The following is a 21,813-nucleotide window of genomic DNA, read 5'->3' as shown; positions in this document are numbered from 1 at the left end:
TGCCGATCGCCCTGCTCGGGCAGCCACAGATGATGAGCAGGGTATTGACGCATTGCAGTCAGTGCACCCTTGCGTTGCAAGACGCACGTTTTGTCGATTGCAAATAATAAAGGTTCTCAATATGATCCAGTGAGATGCGGGCCGACCATCGAGAGACCGTGTAATGACTTCCCGCCCTCTCCCAAGCGGCCCCACGCACTGCCGTTCTGCGCGCACTGCATAACAACAGACCGATCAAGGGAACCATATGACTGCCTCTTTCCGTTTTGCCTCACGCAAGCCGTTGGCAGCTGCCATCGCATTGTCAGCCTCCATGTTCACCGGTGCCGCTCTGGCAGAGCATCATGGCGACGCGCATGACAAGGCGCTGACGGGCGACGCTGTCGTCGCCCAGTACGCCAACGTCGCGCATGCCACCTACAGCGATGCCCTGGCCAGTGCCAATGCCCTGCGCGCCGCCAATGCCGCGCTGATCGAATCTCCGTCCGAAGAGACGCTTGCCGCGGCACGTGCCGCCTGGAAGCAGGCGCGCGTCGCCTACCAGCAGAGTGAAGTGTTCCGCTTCGGCAATGCCATCGTCGATGACTGGGAAGGTCAGCTGAACGCCTGGCCGCTGGATGAAGGCCTGATAGATTACGTCGAAGGCGACGGCTATCAGGCCGAGCTGGGCAACCCGGGCGCCAGCGCCAACATCATCGCCAGCGACAGCGTGCAGATCGGTGCCGACAAGATCGACACCACCGAGATCACCCCGGAGCTGCTGGCGTCCCTCAACGAGCTGGGCGGTTTCGAGGCCAACGTGGCCAGCGGCTACCATGCCATCGAATTCCTGCTCTGGGGTCAGGACATGCACGGCTTTGAGGCCGGTGCCGGCGAGCGCCCGGCGACTGACTTCGCCAAGGGCGATGCCTGCACCGCCGACAACTGTGACCGTCGTGGCGCCTACCTGCTGGCCGCCAATGACCTGCTGATCAGCGACCTGGAATACATGGTCGGCCAGTGGGCACAGGGTGAGAAGGACAACTACCGCGCGGAACTGACCTCGCTGCCGGCCGGTGAAGGCCTCGAGAAGATGCTGTTCGGCATGGGCTCCCTGTCACTGGGTGAGCTGGCTGGTGAGCGCATGAAGGTCGCGCTGGAAGCCAACTCCTATGAAGACGAGCATGACTGCTTCTCCGACAACACTCACTACTCGCACTTCTACAATGCCAAGGGCATCCAGAACGTCTACGAAGGCAAGTACGTGACCCTAGACGGTCGCACCTTCGAAGGCCCGTCACTGCATGCACTCGTCGCCCAGAATGACCCGGAACTGGCCGAGAAGATGCATGAGGCGCTGGATACCACCATGGGCCAGCTGCAGGTGATGGTCGACACGGCAGAAGCCGACGGCGGCATGAAGTTTGACCAGATGATCGCCCCGGGCAATGCCGAAGGCGCCGAGATCATCAATGCCAGCATTCAGGATCTGGTCGCCCAGACCCGTCTGATCGAAGAAATTGCCGGTACCGTCGGTATCGATGGCCTGGAAGCCGATACGGCAGATCACGAATTCTGATCAACTGCTCCACATTGCCAAGCGTGAGTTGGCTGAAGACCCCAAGCTACCTCGCCTCGCGCTGATATCCTCGCCCGAACCTCTCTCACGACAGGTTCGGGCGTTGATGGTTCTTGCGCCAGCTTTTCATGCGCGTCTGCCGATAGAGTCCTGAGAGAAAGCTCTTCGAGCAGCCTGACCGCGCAAGCCGAGAAAACCCTGTATGCCAATATTGCACTACGACATGAAGCTGCGTCCCTCCCTGACCCGCTCCCTGCCGCTTGCCATCGCCCTGGCGTGTCTGCCTGCTCAGTCGGCATCGGCAGATCAAGCCAAGCCCACGGCAGATTCCGCGATGACAGTGATGAGCTATCTGTCTTCCCTGCCCTTGCAGGACACCGACAGAAGCGGCGGTGAAGGCAGCGTACGCAAGCACGACACCAACGCCTATTCGCTGCCGGCCAAGAACCTGAGCTTCGATCAGCGTCTGTCCTTCAGTGTCGGCAACAGCTTCTTCAAGAGCCCCTGGGTGATCGCGCCCGCCAGCACCACCGCGCGCGATGGCCTTGGCCCGCTGTTCAACACCAACGCCTGCCAGAACTGCCACGTCAAGGATGGTCGCGGCAGCCTGCCGGCCGAAGGCGATCCCTCGGTGGGCCTTTTCCTGCGTCTGGGGCTGCCGGACAGTCACGAGGACAGCTGGAGCGATGAGGAGCGTGAATTCCGGCGTATCGCCGGGGTGATGCCGCATCCTGTCTATGGCACCCAGCTGCAGAATGCCGCCGTGCCCGGCATCGAGCGCGAAGGCCGCATGCAGGTGGATTACGAGGACGTGACGGTGACCCTGGCGGACGGGGAAGTGATCACGTTGCGCAAGCCGCGCTATTCCATCGTCGAACCCGGCTTCGGTGACCCGGGCGCGATCGCGCTCTCCCCACGTCTCGCCCCCGGCATGGTGGGGCTGGGGCTGCTCGAGGCGGTCAGCGACGAGACCTTGCTCGAGTGGGCCGACCCGCAGGATGCGGATGGCGACGGCATCAGCGGGCGCGCCAATATTGTCTGGTCACTCGCCGAGCAACGCGAGGTCATGGGCCGTTTCGGCTGGAAGGCCGGTCAGCCCGATGTGCGACAGCAGAGCGCCAAGGCCTTCGCCGGCGACATGGGGCTGACTTCCAATCTGGTCAGCTCCACCGACTGTACCCCGCGTCAGAAGTGCGAGACATTGCCCGATGGGGGGGAGATCGAGGTCGACGACAACGTGATGGACAACGTGGCCTTCTACTCGCGCAATCTGGCCGTGCCTACTCGGCGTGATATCGATGACCCGACGGTGCGTCAAGGTGAGCAGCTGTTCCGCAAGCTTGAGTGCGCCAGCTGCCACCGCCCACGCCTGACCACCCCGTCCGGCGGCGTGGCAGGGCAACTGGCCGAGCAGACGATCTGGCCCTATAGCGACATGCTGCTGCATGACATGGGCGAAGGACTGGCGGATGATCGCCGCGAATTCGAGGCCAGCGGTCAGGAGTGGCGCACACCGCCCCTGTGGGGCATCGGTCTGGCCCAGACAGTCAACCCTGCCACGGGCTTCTTGCATGATGGCCGTGCACGCACCCTGCTCGAGGCCGTGCTCTGGCATGGCGGCGAAGCCCAGCCAAGCCGCGATGCCGTCGTGGCCCTGCCGACTGACCAGCGTGAAGCCCTGTTGCGCTTCCTCGAGACTCTCTGACAAGGAATACCCGTTCATGTCCCGCGACACCTTCACCCATGCCGCAACCCCGATGAAACCTGCCCAGCGAAAGACCTCGCCCCTGGCCCTGATGGCCGGTGGCATGACATTGATGGGCGTCACACTATTCGCGACGAGCACACTGGCGGCGACGGACTCCATTGCCGCCGACACGTACGCCCCCGGCGCAGGCACCAGCGCAGAGGCCGTCAGCCAGTTTGCCGCTGTCACGCTGAGCGAGGCACACCAGCAACTTGCCAACCGCCTGCAACAGCTCGCTCAGCATACTCAGGCGTTCTGCTCCGCCAAGGGCGACATCACCCTCGAGACCCTCAAGCAGGACTGGCGCAGCGCCATGCTGGGGCTGAATCAGGTCAACTGGGTGGAAATGGGCCCGATCCTGCAGAACTCCCGTCAATGGCAGCTGTATTTCTGGCCGGACAAGAAGGATCTGGTCGCGCGCAAGACCCGTGCCCTGCTCGCCGGTGATGCCCCGATCACGGTCGAGAGTCTGGCGGAACAATCCATCGTCATGCAGGGCTTGGGCAGCGTGGAGTATCAGCTGTTCGATGCCCGCTATGCCGACTCGCCTCTGACGGCCGACTCGCGTCGTTGCGAGTTGATGACAGCCAACACTGCCTACGCCGCCAATACCGGCAAGACGCTGCATGATGAGTGGCAGCAGTTCGCGCCGCAGCTGGCCGAAGGCACTGGTGCCTTCAGCGATCCGCGTGACGCCGTACTCTCCCTGGTACGCGCGATGACCGTCCAGCTTGAGGCCATCAAGGACCGCAAGCTTCGCCGGCCGATCGGGCTCGACAACGGTGGCACGGCCAATCCCTATGCGGCTGAGTCCTGGCGTGGCGGCATGGGGCTTGCCAACATCGGGGCGACGCTTGCGATGATGGAGACGATCTGGCTCGGCAATGACGAGGTCGCAGGCATTCATGGCTATCTGAATCAGCAGGTGGATCCGCGCATGGTGGCCTCCACCACCGGAGACTTTGCCGACGCGCGTGACGCCTTCGCTACTCTGCCGACGGATCTGGCCGCCCTGTTGCGCGATGATCCGCGCAATGGCGAACTGCAACAGGCCATGATCCATATCGAGACCCTGCAGGCAGGCTTCGCTGACACGCTCAACCCGGCTCTCGGGCTGTCTCTGGGCTTCAACAGTACCGATGGTGATTGATTCCGGAGTGCAGCACGTGATCAAGACAGGACACAGCATGCTGGATACCCATGCTGCGCAGGCACGTCAGCGCCGTCGGCTGATCAAGGCGTTGGCCTGCACGCCACTGATGAGCCTGCCCGGCGGCATGGCCGTGGCGGGCGGCAACAATGCCGCCAGCGCCCAGGGGCGGAAGCCACTCGGGGTAGCGATCTCGGCATGTGATGATGATACGGGGCAGCACTTTGCCAGCTGCACCAGCTATCAGGGAGTGGAGCGCTGGCGCCAGCCGATACGCCAGCGCGCCCACGGTGCCACTCGTCACCCTTACAAGCCGTGGGCGTTGATCTTCTCACGGCGTCCCGGAACGGAAATTAACATCTTCCACCTGGATAGCGGTGAGCGGATCGCACGCATAGAGGCCGCACAAGACCGCCACTTCTATGGGCACGGCGTTTTCAGCCCGGACGGTGGTCTGCTCTACACCACCGAGAATGCCATCGCGCCCGGAGAAGGCCGCATCGGCATCTACGACGTGAATCGAGACTTCACGCGAATCGGCGAGTTCGCCAGTGGCGGGATCGGCCCGCACGAGATTCGTCTGCACCCGGATGGCCAGCAGCTGATCATCGCCAATGGCGGAATTCTCACGCGCCCGGAGACCGGTCGCGTGAAGCTCAATCTGGACACGATGCAGCCCAACCTGACGCTGCTGGATCACGTCTCGGGCGAGATTCGCTGGCAAGGCGAGCCATCGCATCACCAGTTGTCATTGCGACACCTGGATGTCAGCCGTGATGGCACCATCGTCGCGGGGTATCAGTATCAGGGGCCTGCCTCGGACCATCACCCCCTGGTGGTGGTGAAGCACCCCAGCAGTGACCGCTTGCAGGAGCTGCCGTTGCCACAGGAATACGTCCCGCAGTTCAAGCAATACATCGCGAGCATCGCCATCGCCCCCCAGGGTCACCTGGCCGTGGCGACCGCACCGCGCGGCAATCTGATCACGCTGTGGAATCTTGCAGCAGGTGAACTTGAGACCACGCTGGACTTTGCCGATTGCGCCGGGGTGCTGGCGGTACCGGTGACGCAGGAGACCCCCGCAGGTTTCGTGGTCAGCAATGGACGCGGGGAATGGCTGCTGATCGATGAGGAGGGCCTGCCGGCAATGGGGCCGGTGCGCCTGGCCAATACCCACTGGGACAATCATCTGGCGTTGATGTAGGACGTTACCGGGGACAACAGCACCCCATGACGGGAAGGAAGGTGACACCCGGCCAGACACGACAACGCCCCGCAGGCTGCTGCCTGCGGGGCGTTGTCGTTCAACAGGACATGATGCAAAGGCGCAAGGGATCAGAAGCGATAGCTCAGACTGCCGATGATGCTGCGGGATTCCCCGTAGTAGCACCAGTAGCTGCAGCTGGCGACATATTCCTTGTCGGTGAGGTTGCTGACATTTACCTGAGCGCTCAGCTCGCGGGTGAAGTCATACCCCACCATCGCATCGAACAGCAGATAGTCGGACACGGTGGTATCCCCATCCACCGATTCACCGACATAACGGGCACCCGCCCCAAGACGCAGCCCCTCCAGGGCACCATGCTCGAAGGCGTAATCCAGCCAGCTGGAGGCCTGGTGGCGCGGTATCAGCGGGGCACGCACATCGTCTTCCAGACGCGCATCGGTATAGGTATAGGCCGAGGTCAGCTTGAGATGGTCCGTCAGATAACCGACCATTTCCAGCTCGAAGCCCCGCGACTGACGCTCGCCCTCCTGCACCTGAAAACCACCGGTGGTAACCAGCGTATTGTCTTCGGTGAGGTCAAAGACAGCCGCCGTCACGTAGCCATCCCAGCCGGCGGGCTGGTACTTGGCGCCCAGCTCCCACTGACGACCTTCGCGAGGCTCATACAATGAGCCGCCATTATCGACAGCGCTGATCGGCTCGAAGGATTCGGTATAGCTCAGATAGGGGTTGAGACCGAAGTCACTCAGGTACATTACCCCGCCCGACCAGCTGATCTCGTCATCATCAGAACGCTGGTCTTGGTTTTCTGCGTCACTGGCATTCACGGTCTCGGCCTGGTCGTAGCGCACCCCCGCCAGCAGCACCCACTTGTCGTCAATACGCAGCTGGTCCTGCACGTAGATGCCGATCTGCTCCTTGTCGATATCGCGCCGCGTGATCTGGTCATCGCTCAAGGCGGTGTAATTGCCATATCGCGGGTCAAACAGATCGATCGGATCGCCGAAGGCATAGTCATCCGCTTCCTTGCCCGACAGGCTCAGATTCTGATAATCCACACCCAGCAGCAAGGTGTTCTCGGTGCGCTCGCCATACCACTTGCCGATGGCACGGTTGTCGACGGTATAGCTGTCGATGGTGCCTTCGCGATACAGCAGCCCCCGCTGTCCCTCGCGCGCCGAGGACTGAGAGAGGATGTAGCTGCTGATCAGGTCGAGATCCAGCTGGCTATAGCGAAAATCCTGCTCCAGCGCCCAGGTGTCGTTCAGCTGGTGGCGCAGCTCATAGCCCAGGGAGGTCTGGGTACGCTCATCCTTGTCATACCCCGGCTCGCTGTAGTTGGTCTGCGGGTCCACCTTGCCGAACGGTGTATCGTCCACGGTGCCATAGGCCAGCTTGAAGGCATTGGTGGGCACGCCATCATCCTTCTGGAGGCTGGCGAGCAGCGTCAGCTGGGTTGCATCCGAGATGTCCCAGGTCAGGCTCGGCGCGAAGTAGTAGCGCTCGTTCTCGGTGTGATCGAGATCCCCATCACGTTCGCGATACAACCCGACCAGCCGATAGCGTACGTCACCGTCATCGCTCAGATAGCCACTGGTATCGAGCCCCGTCTGGCGCAGACCGCGATTGCCGACCTGAATCTGAATCTCGCTCTGCGGCTCATCGGTGGGGCGCTTGCTGATGGCGTTGATCAATCCGCCGGGAGGCGCCTCCCCGTAAAGGATGGAAGAAGGCCCCTTGAACAGATCGACGCGCTCCAGCCCCCAGGTCTCCGGCAACCACTGATAGAAGCCTTCACGGTAGATGCGCAGGCCATCCTGATAGGTGGATTGATCAAAGCCTCGCACCTTGAACCAATCGGTATTGTTGTCCGACCCATAGTGGCCAGACAGGACGCCGGCACGGTAGCGGAAGGTTTCATCGAGCTGCTGGACGTTGCGCGTGTCGAGCTCTTCGCGATTGACCGTCGAGACCGGACGCGGCGTCTCCACCAGCGGCGCATCGACTTTCAGTGCCGTGCCAACCACGACCATGGTGTCATCGGTCTCGTCGGCCAGCACGCTGGCGGAGTGTGACAGGAGCCCTGCCGCGAGGCAGAGCCGTATGGCATGCGACAGAGGGGCGAGTGCCGGCCGGACAGGTGTCTGGCGTGATGTTGGATGTCTGGACATGTCGTGTTCCCTTGCAAAGATCGTTGTGTGGTCAATCTCCCCTCCCGTCTCGAGGCGTCTCTGACTGGCACGCTGATATCGAATACGGAATTGAATCAGGATGATTCGTATTTATCTTTCATCGATCATGATGGCCCGCCATTTCATGGATATCCTGCCTGCAATCCCGAGAATCGCGCGTGTCACCACACTGCAGCAGCGTAAGTCGTGAAGCCTGCTGCCGTGGGTATCCTCCCTGGCCCACCACATGAGTCCGGCTCCTGGGCTCACGTCCTGCCACTGCCTGTCTGGTGATGTCGGCGTAAATGAGCGACCGCGGCATCCCGCAGCCGCCCCTTCCGCCAGCCCGAACGAGTTGTTTCAGGCTTCATCCAGACGCGCGACGGCATCCTGACTGATGCGATCACGCTGGGCGCCCGACAACTCCTGCAGCTTGCCGGCACGCATCTCGAACAATCGGTCCGCCTGCTCGAAATAATGATCATCGTGACTGATGGCAAAGACCGTCTTGCCCATCTCGCGCAGACGCGGCAACAGATCACGATAGAAGATACGACGGAACTGCGGGTCCTGATCTGCCGCCCATTCATCCAGCAGCAGGATGTCACGACACTCGGCCACGGCCATCAACAGCGCCAGTCGCTTGCGTTGTCCCTGCGACAGCTCCGTATTGACGATGCGATTTCCGTCCAGCATCAGCTTCTCTCGCATCTGCAGATAGTCCATCCACTGTGCGATGAGTGCCGGGTCCGCCGGCTCGCCGGTCGGCCCCAGCAGACGATCGAACTGATGGAAATCGGTGAAGACTGCCGAGAACTGCTGACGCCAACCTTCCCGCTCTTGCGCCTGAATCGGGCGCCCATCGCGCAGAAGTGAGCCTGATGTCGGCTGATAGAGACCGGTCAAGAGCTTGGCCAGAGTCGACTTGCCACTGCCGTTGCCGCCGATCAGAAACACCAGCTCACCGCGCCTGAGGGTGAGATCCAGTGGGCCGACCGAGAAGGCCTGTTGATCGTGCTGCTGTGCGCTGCGCTCGCTATTCTCGTGACTACCATAGCGAAAGCAGACACTCTGCAGACTCAGGGTCTGCCAGCCAGACTCGGCCGACGTGTCTGCGGCTGATGCCTGTGCCTGAGGCTGCACATCTTGAGAAGACGCGAAATCGACGTTGACCGGAGCCAATGCCAGCTTGCGCAGCTTGGCGAAGGCCACATCCGCTCCCAGCAGAGTCGGCAATGCACCCACTGCCTGAATCAGGGGGGTGCGCAGGAAGAGAAGCGTCAGGGAAAAGGTCGCGGCGACCTCACCACTGGCCCACCCCAGACCATTGGCCAGATAGAAGACGATGCCGATGGCACCCAGCATCATGATATTGGAGAAGTTGACGGCGCTCAGGTGGTAGGTATCGGCACGCACGACGTGGTGACGATACTCGCGGGCATTGACGCTGTAGCGGGTGTCGAAATAGTCACGCGCACGGGGTCGATTGAGCGCCAGTTCCTTGCGCCCATCGATGACCGCCTCATAGTCGGCGTAAAGGCGACTCTCCGCTTCTCGCACCTCGGCCAGGTGGCGATAGACTCGCGTGACCAGCCAGCTGCCCCCCATGATGGTCAAGGTCACCCAGATGGCAGTGACCAGCATCATGCCGGGGGATAGCCAGCCAAGATAGAACACGGCCCCCAGGGTCAGCACGATGCCCTGCACCAGTTCCGGCAGGCGCACGAACGCCAGGGTGATGTTGCGGATGTCACTGGACAGACTCGCCAGCAGATTGGCACTGCCCAGCTGCTCGAGCCGCTCGATATCGGTATCGAGAATCTGCTTGACCAGACGCCCGCGCAGTCCGTGCACGAAATGATGCCCCAGCGTCGTCAACGCCAGCTGTGCCCCCAGGGTGATCGCCAGCAACAGCAGAATCAGTCCGAGAAACTCCGGAAGCACCCCGACATGGGCCGCAAGCCCTTGATCCAGGGGGGCGGAATCAGCATGTGTGATGAGTCGCTGGTTGATATAGGCGATGACACCGATACCCAGTCCCGCGCTGGCAAGACTGAGAAACATCACGCCAACAAAGGACCAGCGATAATGGGCAAGAACCACTTTCAATAACGTCACACCTGCTCCCGGACATTCTGGCGATCTGATCGCCATCACAAGACTGCTGCGCAGGCCTGATGGCTGCACCGAGAGAGGATCTTACGTCGAACGTACATTAATGCAAGAAATAATGAGAAGGATTATCACTACGTAACAAGCGTCACCATAGCGACAACTGACGATCCAGTAGACGATCGAAATCATCTCCCACGAACGGCAGGATCCCATCGGCGATCGGTTTCAGCTGACGGCTGAGGTAGTGCTCCACATCGATGGGTGAGCGCAGATACTCGATCGGTTCTGGTCCGGCGGTGGTCATCACGTAGCGGATCCAACCTCCGCGCTGGTAGCGCAGTGGCAGTCCGCGCCGGCGGTTCTCGTCATCTGCCAGGCGCGCTGCGCGCACATGAGGCGGCACATTGCGCTGATAGTCGTCGAGCTTGCGCCGCAGACGTTTGCGATAGGTCAGCGCTTCGATATCGGCAAGCTGTCGTGCAGATGTCGGGCCCTCTCCGAGCCGTTCATTCTCGACATGACGCTGCAGATAGTCCTGCACATAGCCTTTCAGGTAATCCTGATAGGGCTGGCCTTCGAAGATGCGACGATAAAGTCCTTGCTGAAATATCTTGGCAAGTTGCGTCCAATCAGAGCGTACGGATTCAAGCCCCTTGAACACCAGCTCTGTCTGGTCAGTCTTCCCGTCACCCGTACCACTCTTGTGCTGCAGCCCGGCGTAGCGCTTCTTGCTGCCCTCCTCGGCGCCACGAATGGTCGGCATCACGAAACGCTGATAATGGGTCTCGAACTGAAGTTCCAATGCACTTTCGAGATTCAGCGTCTCCTTGAGATGCTGTCGCCACCAGTCCGTGACATGGGCTGCCAGTTCACGGCCGATCTCAGCGGCTTTCTCCTCGTCATGCGCACTGCCAAGCCACACGAAGGTGGAATCGGTGTCGCCATAGATGACGGTGTAGCCGCGCGCCTCGATCAACCCGACTGTCTGCTGGATGATCTGGTGGCCACGGCGGGTGATCGATGAGGCCAGACGCGGGTCGAAGAATCGGCAACCGCGTGACCCCAGCACTCCGTAGAAGGCATTCATGATGATCTTGAGTGCCTGGGTCAGCGGCACATCGCCCGCCGCACGTGCAACGTCCCGCGCCTGCCAGATATCCGCGACAATGGCGGGTAGGCAATGCCTGTCGCGTGAGAACTGCGCGCCGAGAAAGCCGGGGACGGTATCTTCAGCGGTCACGTTCGACTCACGCAGACCTTCGATCAGCCCCAGCGGGTCGATCAGAAACGTCCGGATGATGGAGGGATACAGGCTCTTGAAATCCAGCACCAGCACCGAGTCATAGAGGCCGGGCCGGGAGTCCATCACGAAGCCGCCGGGGCTGTCCTCTCCCACTACGTCCCCCAGGTTGGGCGCGACCTTGCCCTGCCGGTGCAATCTCGGCAGATACAGATGCGTGAAGGCAGCCACCGAGCCACCGCTGCGATCCGTCTCAAGTCCGGTGACACTGGCCCGCGCGAGCAGAAACTCCATCAGCCGCGTCCTCGCGAAGATACTCGTGACAAGCTCGCAATCCTTGAGGTTGTAGTGCGCCAGAGACGGCTTGTCCTCGGCGAACATGCGCAGAATCTCGTCCAGCCGGCCATAGGGGTCATCAATGGCCTTGCCTTCCTGCAACAGCTCTCGCGAGATATTCTCGAGGCTGAACGACTCGAAATGCCAGAAGGCAGACTTGAGCGCCTCGATGCCATCCACCACCCAGCGGCCGGGGATCTCGGCGAAGAAATGGTCGTCCTGACGGGAATGTGACCGCCACTGCATCACGCCGCCATCACGTCCCAGTCGCAGGGGCAGGCCTTCAGCCTCTGACAGCCGGACCAGCATGCGCAGATCGAACTGGATGACATTCCAGCCGATGATGACATCAGGGTCATGCAGGGCCATCCAGTCGATCAGCGCCTGGAGCAACTCACGTCGACTATCGCGGTATTCCAGCGAGAAATCGCGGCTGGCGTTCTCCTCACCATTGGGAGGGCCCAGCATGTACACCTGACGCTGCCCGCAGCCCTCAAACGCGATGGAATACAGATTGCCCTGGGCATCGGTCTCGATGTCCAGCGATGCCCAGCGCAGCGGAGGGCGATAGCCGTCAAGCGGCACCAGCCGGGCGTCAAGCAGGCTGCCATCCGGTTTTCGCTCGCCGCGTACCGTGACGCCTGCCGTGATGAAACGCTCCATCAGGTAGCGATCAGGCGGGCGCACATCCGCTTCATAGACATCGACGCCGATGGCTTTCAGGCGACGAGTCAGCTGCAACAGCGTGCGGTATTCACGGCAGTAGAGCCCCACCACAGGACGGTGTTGAAAATCTTCGAGCGCAAGGGGGCGCAGCTCGGCTCCCGCCTGAAAGCCGACAAGGGTCTGTGCGAGAACCTGCTGTTCAGCCGGCAGGAAAGCGACGACGTCCTGCGGTGCACATTCGACACGAACGGCGCCTTTCTCTGTGCGAATCCAGAAGCTGATCACCATCCCCTCTGGCGTGTCCCGCCAATGGCGTGTCAGCAGGAAGCCATGAAGTTGTACAGGAGCTTGGCGGGGATCTTCGGATGCGGCCTCTGGCACTGCATTACCTTTACGTTGAATATACGAATGCCGGGCAGGATGAGAGCAAGACGCGACCACATCCTCATACGTTAATATGAGATCTGAATAGTACTATATCCGTCATGCAGCCTGAGCTTTTGGCAAAAATCGTCCGGGCTTTACAGCGACAAGATCAATGACTGCAGCAGAGAATGCGTACCCCAAGATAGCGGCACGATTCAAGGAGCATGTCACATGCAAAACTTTGAAATGATTCAAAAATTACTGAGCCAAATGCTTGGTCAGATTGACGATATCATCTTGTTCGCCGACGATCAGCGCCGTATCACTTACATGAATGACAGTGCAGTGAAGGCCTTCGGGTTCCCACGCGAGGAATTGATCGGTCAACAGACGAGATTGCTTTACGCCAACAGCGATGAATTCGTTCATCAGGGCGAGGAACGCTTCAGCAAGGATGCCAAACCAGAAAGCGAAGGCAAAGTCATTCGTTATCGTCGCAGTAACGGCACCTTCTTCTACGGGGAAACCATTGGCGGTCCGATCAAGGGCCCCGACAGTGATGATCTCTTCATGTTCGGATTGATACGCGATGTCTCGCGCCGCGTGACAGCAGAACACATGCTGCAAAAACTGCACACCATCACGTCCTCCCGCAACCTAGGGTTTGATGAGCGTATCGACGAGCTACTCAAACTTGGGTGTTCGCATTTTGGCCTCCCCATTGGCATATTCAGCCGTATCGAAGGCGGAAATTACGTCGTTCAGCGCGCATGCCACCCAGAGGACCTATTGGAACCGGGACTAAGCTTCTCGCTCAGCGATACCTATTGCGATCACGTCTACAAGGCCGACTGCGTCCAGGCCTTCCATCATGTGGCCAGCAGCGAGATCCGCAACCATCCCTGCTATGCCAACTTCAATCTTGAAGCCTACATCGGAGCACCGGTCATCGTGGATGGTGAGCGCTACGGCACCTTCAACTTCTCGAGCCCTGACCCGGTGCCGCCCTTCACGGCTCAGGACATCGAGCTGGTGCGTCTCATCGCTTTGTGGGCCGGCCACGAAGTCGCGCGTGCCAATGACATCAATGCCTTGCAGGAAGCGCATCAAGCGCTTGAGAATATCGCGATCACTGACCCGCTGACCGGCCTTTACAACCGACGTCATGCCCAGCAAGTGCTGGATGACAACATCGCAGCACTTGCCACCGCCGAGGTTGACCACCCCCTGTGTGTGGCACTGCTGGATTTCGATCATTTCAAGAAGATCAACGACAAACACGGCCATGACGCGGGCGATCTTGCCCTGCAACACTTGAGCGTTCTCGCCGAAGAGATTCTGCTGCCCGGCGACACCCTCGCCAGATGGGGTGGCGAGGAATTCCTGGCCATCCTGCCTAACTCGTTGCTCAGTGACTCGGCTACCCGCATCAACCTGCTACGACAACGCATGAAGGAGAGTGTCGTGGAGTACGAGGGTCAACGCCTGCCCCTATCATTGAGTATCGGGCTGACCTGTCTGGAGTCCGATGACAGCGCCACGCGTGAGCAGTTGATCGCACGCGCCGATAAAGCCATGTACGCGGCCAAGGAAGCAGGACGCAACTGCCTCAAGATGCTGTAATGCCCCACTTGTCGCCCGTTGCCGGCTTTGATCAGGGAGTCGCAAGGGGCGACAGGTGTCAGGCGCGAAAGCCCGCTCCTCAATCGTCAGCCCTCGCACTCAGATAACGAACACGCTAAGGTCAGGCCCATCCCCTTGTGCCGAACCACCCGACGTCGTCGTTGCCTACTCTCATGCCTTCACACGATTCCAGCGCTGCGCCGCCCGATGCGTCCAATATCCTCGGCCTCTGTGACGACGGCGTGTTGTCTGACCATCCCACCAGCATCGCGCCCTTGACTGCCATCCTCGCCTCGCCTGCCCCTGCTGACCATCATCACCTCGGCATCCTGCTGCTGCCGGGCTTTGCGATGGTCGCGCTGTTCTCGATGATAGAGCCACTGCGCATCGCCAATCGACTGCGGGGTGCGCGCCTTTATCAATGGACACTCGCAAGCCAGGATGGCGCGTCGGTCAAGGCCTCCAACGGCATGCTGCTGCCGGTGGACACGGCACGTGATGAGCTGCCCACGGTAGACAAGCTGGTGGTGTGCACAAGCTTTGCCCCGGAAGCCTATCTGGAAGATCGCACCTTGCACTGGTTGCATAAGCGGGCACACAGCGGCTGCCAGCTGGGAGGCGTGGATACCGGCTGCTTCGTGCTGGGGCGCGCCGGCCTGCTCACCGGCAAGACGGTCACGCTGCACTGGGAGAGCCTGCCGGAATTCAGCCAGCGCTTCGATGAGGTCGACGCCGTGGAGTCTCTGTATGAAATCAGTGACGATGGCTTCTTCTGCGCCGGCGGCAGCGCCCCGCTGGACATGAGTCTGGAGCTGATCCGCCTGCAGCATGGCCAGGCGCTCTATCAGGCGGTGCGCGAACAGCTGATTCTCGATCAGGGCCGCCTGCCGGCCAGCCGCCAGCGCGGCATCAGCCAACAGACGGCCGATCTGGCCGATCCGCTGCTCAGGCGCGCGATCACGCGCATGGAAAACACCCTGGAAGCCCCGCTCAGCATCGCGGCACTCGCCGAGGAACTCGGCCTCTCCTGGCGCCAGCTGGAGCGCCGCTTCCAGCAGGGACTCGGCTGCACGCCTCGTGCCTACCATGGAGAGCGTCGCCTGCTGCATGCCCGCAGTCTGCTTCATGATACCCGCCATGGCGTCACCGATATCGCGCTGGCCTGTGGCTTCAGCTCGCACTCGAGTTTCACCCGTGCCTTCCGGCGCCGCTTCGGTATCACTCCCACCCAGGCACGTCGTCAACCACCGCGCCCTCTGGGATGATCTACGTCCGCACTCCCTTGCGTGATGTCGAGTTAGGCACAGTCGATGTCGAATCGGGCACAGTTGCCGGCGTCTCCGGCTGCCATCCTGTCAGGGTATCGCTCACCTGACACAAGGAAGGACTCTCCATGGCGCTCCCGATCACCCCCGACTACGACAGCTGGCCGATTGACGAAACTCTCGTGAAGGTCGCCCCCCAGACACGCTTTCTGAGCGTGACCTGGAGCGATGGCCGTGTCAGCCGTTTCCACAGTGTCTGGTTGCGCGAGAACGCCGCGGACGACACCACCGTCAATCCGGCGACGCGCGAACGCATTCTGGATCTCTCACAGATTCCCGCCTGGCCGGAGATCGCCGAGGCCTGCATCGATGAGGACGGCGCACTCAGCGTGCTGTTCACGCCAGAAGATCGTCGTCTGCGCTTCCATCCGGGCTTCCTGCGCGGCAATGACTATGACAATCAGGACGCACTGCCACCGGAACTGCCGCCGTTGACGCTCTGGCACGGCGAGCAGCTGCAGCAGCCGCCGACCATCGATGCCGCAAGCCTGTCAGGTGCCGACCACGGCAGTGAAGTCGAGGCTGCCATCCTGAACCCGGCTCTGCATGAGCTGCTCGGCAAGGGCCTGGTACGGCTGCGCAACCTGCCCACCGAAGAAGGCGCCATCGAGAAGGTCGCCGAGCGCATCGGCTCGATCCGCACCACCAACTTCGGCTACCTCTTCAATGTCCGTGCGATCCAGAATCCGGATACCAATGCCTACACTTCCATCGCCTTGCCCCCGCATGTGGACCTGCCGACCCGGGAATACCAGCCGGGCCTGCAATGCCTCTACTGCCTCGAGAACACGGTGGAAGGCGGCATGGCCATCATGATGGACGGCTTTGCCATCGCCACCGCGCTGAAGGAAGAACATCCCGAGGCCTACCAGACACTCACCACGGTGCACTGGCGCTACGCCAATACCTCGCGCAACACCGATCATGTCTGGTATTCGCCTATGATCGTGCTGGGTCAGGCAGGAGAACTGCTGGAGGTACGAATCGCCGACTTCCTGCGCGGGCCGATGATGGCGCCCTTCGAGCAGACCGAGGCCGCCTACGACGCCTTGATGACGCTGCAACGCATGCTGCGTGAGCCGCGCTTCGCCATGCGCTTCACCTATGCCCCGGGGGACATGGTCATCTTCGACAATCGCCGCCTGTTGCACGCCCGCGATGCCTTCGAGGGCGACAGCGGCAGGCGCTGGCTGCAGGGCTGCTATCTGGAACGTGATGAGGTTCGCTCGCGCTACCGCATGCTCAAGCGTGCCGAACGCGCCGAGCGGGTCGAGGAAGCCACCCAGGCGGTGTGATTCGGCACGGCATGCCTCTGCTCGCGCATTGGCTCATACATCAGCTCACGCCGATGGCCGGCATGAGAACGAGAACGTGCGGGGACGTCAGGGCGTGCGTGGCGTGATGACGAGCGTGAAGCCGGGGTCCTGCGGGATCAGGGCCGGCAGACAGCGTACCTCATGACCGGGCAACTGGCGGGCAAGACATCGGGTCAGCGTCGCAGGTTCAAAGGCGCTGACCCATGCCAGCCTATCAGGCTTCTCGCCCCGCCAGTGGACGGCATGCATGCCCCATTCCGGCTCCAGCATGTGACGTGACAGGGTCTGCCAGGCCAGTTGATGGCGACCACTGCCCGACACGATGCGCGTGGACAACGGCAGACGTTCGACATCACAGGCATCGATCACGATTCGCAGGCGTGGATGACGAAGAATCACCTCGACGAGTCTCGCGAGTTGCTCGCCCTGCTGCCAGTTGGCACTGATGCGACAGCTGATCGCCACGCAGGATGCCGGCGTCTCTGCCAGCACATCGAGAATGTCGCCGTGCACCACCTCTTCAAGCTGAGGCCGGCTCTGGCATTGCACGCCGGTCAAGCATGCCATGTTGTTTGCGGCTGGCCGTGTATGTCACTTCCGATGACTTCCGATGACCCTGGCCTCAATGTTGATGCCCTGCATCATGTGATGAGTGAGGATGATCCTCAGCCCGGCCACTGTCCTCCGGCTCATGGCTACCCTTCAGCTCATGGTCACCCTCCGGCTCATGGCTGCCCTTCCGCTCATGGCTGTCTTGTAAATCAGCAGGTCCATCAGCTTCCTTGGCGTGATGTGGTTGGCGGGTGTCATCGTCATGATGCGATGACGGTGATTGTGCAGTCTCGCCTCCGCCATGTTGATGACCATCACTTGCTGCCACAAGAGCCGTATAACGAGCAGCACTCATGTCCGGTAGCTCTTGCATGAAAGCGACCATCTGCCAGATATATTCATCCTGCATGCTCTTGCCCCATGCCGGCATTCCGCTGGCTTTTATCCCATGCTTGATGACCCAGAAGCGCTCTTCAGGCTCACCATGCATATCCGAAGATACAAAATTCGGTGGACTGGGGTAAAGCCCCTTGCTGAGCTCTGTCTCTTGCATGCCTGGCGCGAGATGGCAGGAGGCACACATCGATGCATAATTGCCGGCCCCCGCCACTTTCATGGCTTCATCATCGAGGGGTGGCGCGGCGATATCACTCGCGTGGCTTTCGATCGAACGTTCACGCGCCGTTTCAAGAATTCCATGGACCCATGACCCATGCGGTTCATCTGCCGCGACACTGACGACGCCGGAGTAAATGACTCCGGCCCCTGCTGCCAGCAGCACCATAAATGCCAGACACATCCCCAACAATAATTTCTTCATGTCGCCCCCTTTTAGACGGCAAGAATAGTCAATGACAAGGCTGTCAACCAAAGCGAAAAAAGGCCGACGAATGCCGGCCATCAACACGATCCAGAGTGACGCCTTATTTACAACACAACACAAAATCAATGGATAATTTTAAAATATCGCTCAGCAATTTACATTAAACCTATCATTGATCATCTTTCGCCATAACCATCTCTTATTCAAAAGCAACATTTAGAGAATAGCTACGCTCATTTTCGTGAGCCGAACCACTTATTGAATTGCCTGAGACCTCCAATTGGTAATAGCCTTCTTGGACATCCTGCTCCAGTGAAAAATGCCCATTATCATCAGAGGCTGTCGCGACGACATTTCCTTGTGGGTCTCGTAGCACAGCAGTCATCAGGTTGTTCTTACTCGAATCAGATGCAAAATGTCGACTGCTGATCTTTAGAACTGCATCATGTTCAACGGCTATTTGGAAACGCAATGGCTTTCCAGCCACAAGTCCATATGTTTCTGAAACTCCAGCCGAAAGAGTCGGAAGACGGCTATGCTCATCATTGGCCTGCGTCACAGCGGTAAAAAAAGTCATGGCAGCAGCAAGTAACAGCGTTGATGTTTTCATGAAAATCATCTCTTTATGGGTTCAGTTATCATCATGGCAACACAACCTGAAAACATCCTGAAAATGGAATAGATTATCATCACATTGTACAAAACCATAAGACATAGTCTCCCAATCAAAAGGCCATTCTGCATATTCATGTAAAACATGATCACGCAACTACACCACCGCTATTCAATTGAAAAATGTCACTGCCATCCTGACTCCTCTAGAACATCATGCGCACACCGACCACGACAGCCGTATCCTCCACATCCTCACCTTCTTCACGCTGCATATCAGCGGTTTCGCCATACTCTCTCTGCCAGTACATGCCGACGTAAGGCGCTACCCGTCGAGTTATCTCATAGCGTGCACGCAAGCCGATTCGTACTGAATTGAGGCCCGTCCCAATCCCTTGCTGCCTGGACTCATTGGCAGCGAACACCATTTCACTACGTGGCTGTAGATACCAGCGCTGGGTCAGGCGCACATCATGTTCAAGCTCCAGGCTGGCAGTCACGATACCTTCCTCTCGGTACTGCACTGCGGCATCCGTCTCGATCCGGTAAGGGGCGATCCCCTGAAAGCCGAACACCCCATACACGCCTTCATCATGATCATCGTTGAACACACCACCCTGATAGCCAGCTCCGATCTGGAACTCCCAGAAATCGGCAACCAGGCGACTGTAGAGAAGCTCAAGGGATTCAAACTCGGCTTCTTCACCATCGCCTTGGACATTCTCCCCTTCTGACTTGAGATAGACGCGGTGGGTATCTCCGCCATACCAGGCCTGAAAATCCCACACCAGGGAGTCCTCTCCCTTATCCGGAAGGCTATATTCCAGGCGATCGAAAACTGCGCTCCACTGGAGATGTTCGGCCATGGGCGATGGCCATGACGCCGGGGCATCATATCCATCCTGGGCAAATGCCTGGGAGGCACCAGCACTGGAGAATAGACATACCGTCACGCAGGCAAGACGAAATGAATGCTGACTGATTGACATGATGACTCCTCAGGAAACCTTTACGACACGGAACATACCTGCATCCATGTGGTACAGAAGATGACAATGGAAAGCCCAGCTACCTTCTGCATCGGCGGTGATCAACGCTGAGACGCGCTCACCGGGTTTGACATTCAAGGTGTGCTTGCGAGGGATCAGGTCACCGTGGCCATTCTCGAGCTCCATCCACATCCCATGTAAATGAATGGGATGCTCCATCATGGTGTCATTGATCAAGATGAGACGGAGGCGCTCATCTTTATGAAAATGAATAGGGCCATTGACTTCACTGAACTTCTTGCCATCGAAGGACCACATATAACGTTCCATATTGCCGGTCAGATGCAACTCCATCTCGCGCATGGGCCCACGTCTGTCCGGCCATGGTGAATAGGCCTTGAGATCCTGATAGACCAGTACACGACGCAGCGACTGGTCCAGACCGATTCCTGCCTGGTCATAACGAGCCCCTTGCTGAGCAGCACCCGCCATCAGCATGCCGCCCTGGGCTGCATCGGCTTGCAGGCCAGTCATCTTCGAATGGTCCATGCCTGCCATCTTCGAATGGTCCATGCCTGCCATCTTCGAATGGTCCATGCCTGCCATCTTCGAATGGTCCATGCCTGCCATCTTCGAATGGTCCATGCCTGCCATCTGAGAATGGTCCATGCCTGCCATCTGCGAATGGTCCATGCCCGCCATCTGCGAATGGTCCATGCCCGCCATCTGCGAGTGGTCCATGCCTGTCATCTTCGAATGATCCATTCCAGCATGAGCGCCCATGGCCTCCATCCCGCGATCAGCGATCTGCCGTCGTTCAGGTATGGGCGCCTCCATTCCAGGGCGGGGTGCCAACGTGGCTCGCGCGTAGCCACTGCGGTCCATGGCTTCGGCGAAGATGGTGTAGGCCTTATCATCTTCCGGTGTCACCAGTACATCGTAGGCTTCCGCCACGGCAATACGGAACTCATCCACTTCTACCGGTTGCACTGGCTGTCCATCTGCCGCTACCACGGTCATCTTCAAGCCGGGAATACGTAAATCGAAGTAGCTCATTGCCGAGCCATTGACGACACGTAGACGCACTGTTTCTCCACGCTTGAATAGCGCGCTCCAGTTTTCTTCTGGTGAATGACCATTGAGAAGATACGTATAGGTACTGCCGGTGACATCGGCGATATCCCGTGAGCTCATGCGCATTTCTGCCCACATGCTGCGCGACTCGATCGTGTCCACCCAACCACCCCGTCGTACATCCGCAAAGAAATCAGCGACGGTGCGCTCCTGGTAGTTATAGTAGCCTTCCATGGTCTTGAGATTGCGAAATACGGACTTGGGGTCTTCGAATGTCCAGTCAGTCAGCAGCAGGACATGCTCACGATCATAGGTGAAGGCTTCGGGGGTTGCGGAGTCGATGATCAATGGACCTGCGTGGCCTTCCTGCTCCTGGAGGCCTGAATGACTGTGATACCAGTAGGTACCGCTCTGAGTGACAGGGAACCGATAGGTAAAGGTTTCGCCCGGTGCGATCCCAGCGAAACTGATACCCGGCACGCCGTCCATTTCCGGGGGAAGTATGATGCCATGCCAGTGAATGGAGGTTGGCTCATCGAGCAGGTTTGTCACCTTGATGACAGCATCCTGCCCCTCCTTCAAGCGCACCATGGGCCCGGGACTACTGCCATTGATGCTGATGGGACGAGCGAATTGCCCGGCAATGTCGATGTCTTCACGTCGAATGACAAGAGAGATCTCGGGCCCATGCTCAACCCCTTGGGAGTAACCTGATGTGCGCCCCCAGGGGTTGGCCCAGGCGGGTGCCACGCCTGACACCATTGCGCCCAGCCCCAGGGCAGAACCTCCCTTGAGCAACTGACGACGTGATACAGAAAATTCAGACGGTTTTGGTGCCATGGCCGTTGCTGCTCCCGAGTCATGAATGAAGAGTCATGACATGGATGAAACCACGGCAAGCTGAAACGAACCTGAATGGAGT

15 protein-coding genes are annotated in these 21,813 nt (G+C 59.6%); 7 read left to right on the top strand and 8 right to left on the bottom strand.

The features are described from left to right. Nucleotides 1-247: 247 nt before the first annotated feature. The 4 genes from IZU87_RS12365 to IZU87_RS12350 all read left to right on the top strand — a co-directional run bounded on the left by IZU87_RS12365 (nucleotide 248) and on the right by IZU87_RS12350 (nucleotide 5,659). Nucleotides 248-1,558 carry an imelysin family protein gene (locus IZU87_RS12365; protein ID WP_213114703.1) on the top strand — a complete coding sequence of 437 codons (1,311 nt, stop codon included), beginning with the start codon at nucleotides 248-250 and terminating at the stop codon, nucleotides 1,556-1,558. Between the two features lie 202 nt (nucleotides 1,559-1,760). After that, nucleotides 1,761-3,263 carry a di-heme oxidoreductase family protein gene (locus tag IZU87_RS12360; RefSeq protein ID WP_249330585.1) on the top strand — a complete coding sequence of 501 codons (1,503 nt, stop codon included), beginning with the start codon at nucleotides 1,761-1,763 and terminating at the stop codon, nucleotides 3,261-3,263. A gap of 16 nt (nucleotides 3,264-3,279) precedes the next feature. After that, the gene (locus IZU87_RS12355; RefSeq protein WP_213114702.1) at nucleotides 3,280-4,455 is read left to right on the top strand and encodes an imelysin family protein; all 1,176 of its coding nucleotides are present in this window, start codon (nucleotides 3,280-3,282) and stop codon (nucleotides 4,453-4,455) included. A 37-nt stretch (nucleotides 4,456-4,492) separates the two neighbouring features. Next, nucleotides 4,493-5,659, top strand: coding sequence for a DUF1513 domain-containing protein (locus IZU87_RS12350; RefSeq protein WP_213114701.1), 1,167 nt, complete (start codon nucleotides 4,493-4,495; stop codon nucleotides 5,657-5,659). Between the two features lie 131 nt (nucleotides 5,660-5,790). On the opposite strand, the gene IZU87_RS12345 is transcribed toward IZU87_RS12350, so the two are convergent. The 3 genes from IZU87_RS12345 to IZU87_RS12335 all read right to left on the bottom strand — a co-directional run bounded on the left by IZU87_RS12345 (nucleotide 5,791) and on the right by IZU87_RS12335 (nucleotide 12,592). Then, on the bottom strand, nucleotides 5,791-7,854 hold the full coding sequence (locus IZU87_RS12345; protein WP_213114700.1) for a TonB-dependent siderophore receptor: 2,064 nt from the start codon (nucleotides 7,852-7,854) through the stop codon (nucleotides 5,791-5,793). A 360-nt stretch (nucleotides 7,855-8,214) separates the two neighbouring features. Next, nucleotides 8,215-9,972: a multidrug ABC transporter permease/ATP-binding protein gene (locus IZU87_RS12340; protein ID WP_213114699.1), complete on the bottom strand. Its 1,758-nt coding sequence runs from the start codon at nucleotides 9,970-9,972 to the stop codon at nucleotides 8,215-8,217. 142 nt (nucleotides 9,973-10,114) lie between these two features. Next, on the bottom strand, nucleotides 10,115-12,592 hold the full coding sequence (locus IZU87_RS12335) for a DNA polymerase II (RefSeq protein WP_213114698.1): 2,478 nt from the start codon (nucleotides 12,590-12,592) through the stop codon (nucleotides 10,115-10,117). Between the two features lie 216 nt (nucleotides 12,593-12,808). On the opposite strand from IZU87_RS12335, the gene IZU87_RS12330 reads away from it, so the two are divergent. From IZU87_RS12330 to IZU87_RS12320, 3 genes are all read left to right on the top strand, one after another. Continuing rightward, nucleotides 12,809-14,200 (top strand): sensor domain-containing diguanylate cyclase, encoded by a 1,392-nt coding sequence (locus tag IZU87_RS12330; protein ID WP_213114697.1) that lies wholly within the window; start codon nucleotides 12,809-12,811, stop codon nucleotides 14,198-14,200. Nucleotides 14,201-14,373: 173 nt separating this feature from the next. After that, on the top strand, nucleotides 14,374-15,465 hold the full coding sequence (locus IZU87_RS12325; RefSeq protein WP_249330582.1) for a GlxA family transcriptional regulator: 1,092 nt from the start codon (nucleotides 14,374-14,376) through the stop codon (nucleotides 15,463-15,465). A 128-nt stretch (nucleotides 15,466-15,593) separates the two neighbouring features. Beyond that, nucleotides 15,594-16,820 (top strand): TauD/TfdA family dioxygenase, encoded by a 1,227-nt coding sequence (locus IZU87_RS12320; protein WP_213114695.1) that lies wholly within the window; start codon nucleotides 15,594-15,596, stop codon nucleotides 16,818-16,820. A gap of 87 nt (nucleotides 16,821-16,907) precedes the next feature. On the opposite strand, the gene IZU87_RS12315 is transcribed toward IZU87_RS12320, so the two are convergent. From IZU87_RS12315 to IZU87_RS12295, 5 genes are all read right to left on the bottom strand, one after another. After that, nucleotides 16,908-17,408, bottom strand: a complete 501-nt coding sequence (locus IZU87_RS12315) for a hypothetical protein (protein ID WP_213114694.1) — start codon at nucleotides 17,406-17,408, stop codon at nucleotides 16,908-16,910. Nucleotides 17,409-17,463: 55 nt separating this feature from the next. Continuing rightward, on the bottom strand, nucleotides 17,464-18,294 hold the full coding sequence (locus tag IZU87_RS12310) for a c-type cytochrome (protein ID WP_249330581.1): 831 nt from the start codon (nucleotides 18,292-18,294) through the stop codon (nucleotides 17,464-17,466). Nucleotides 18,295-18,415: 121 nt separating this feature from the next. After that, nucleotides 18,416-18,826 (bottom strand): hypothetical protein, encoded by a 411-nt coding sequence (locus tag IZU87_RS12305; protein WP_213114693.1) that lies wholly within the window; start codon nucleotides 18,824-18,826, stop codon nucleotides 18,416-18,418. 208 nt (nucleotides 18,827-19,034) lie between these two features. Next, nucleotides 19,035-19,817, bottom strand: a complete 783-nt coding sequence (locus IZU87_RS12300) for a copper resistance protein B (protein WP_213114692.1) — start codon at nucleotides 19,815-19,817, stop codon at nucleotides 19,035-19,037. Nucleotides 19,818-19,826: 9 nt separating this feature from the next. Beyond that, nucleotides 19,827-21,731, bottom strand: coding sequence for a copper resistance system multicopper oxidase (locus IZU87_RS12295; protein ID WP_213114691.1), 1,905 nt, complete (start codon nucleotides 21,729-21,731; stop codon nucleotides 19,827-19,829). Between the last annotated feature and the right edge of the window lie 82 nt (nucleotides 21,732-21,813).

The organism is Cobetia sp. MC34 (genome assembly GCF_018340035.1).
GTDB classification, from domain to species: Bacteria; Pseudomonadota; Gammaproteobacteria; order Pseudomonadales; family Halomonadaceae; genus Cobetia; species Cobetia amphilecti.
The sequence above is the reverse complement of the archived record's forward strand: the minus strand, read 5'-3'. Positions and strand labels throughout refer to the sequence as shown.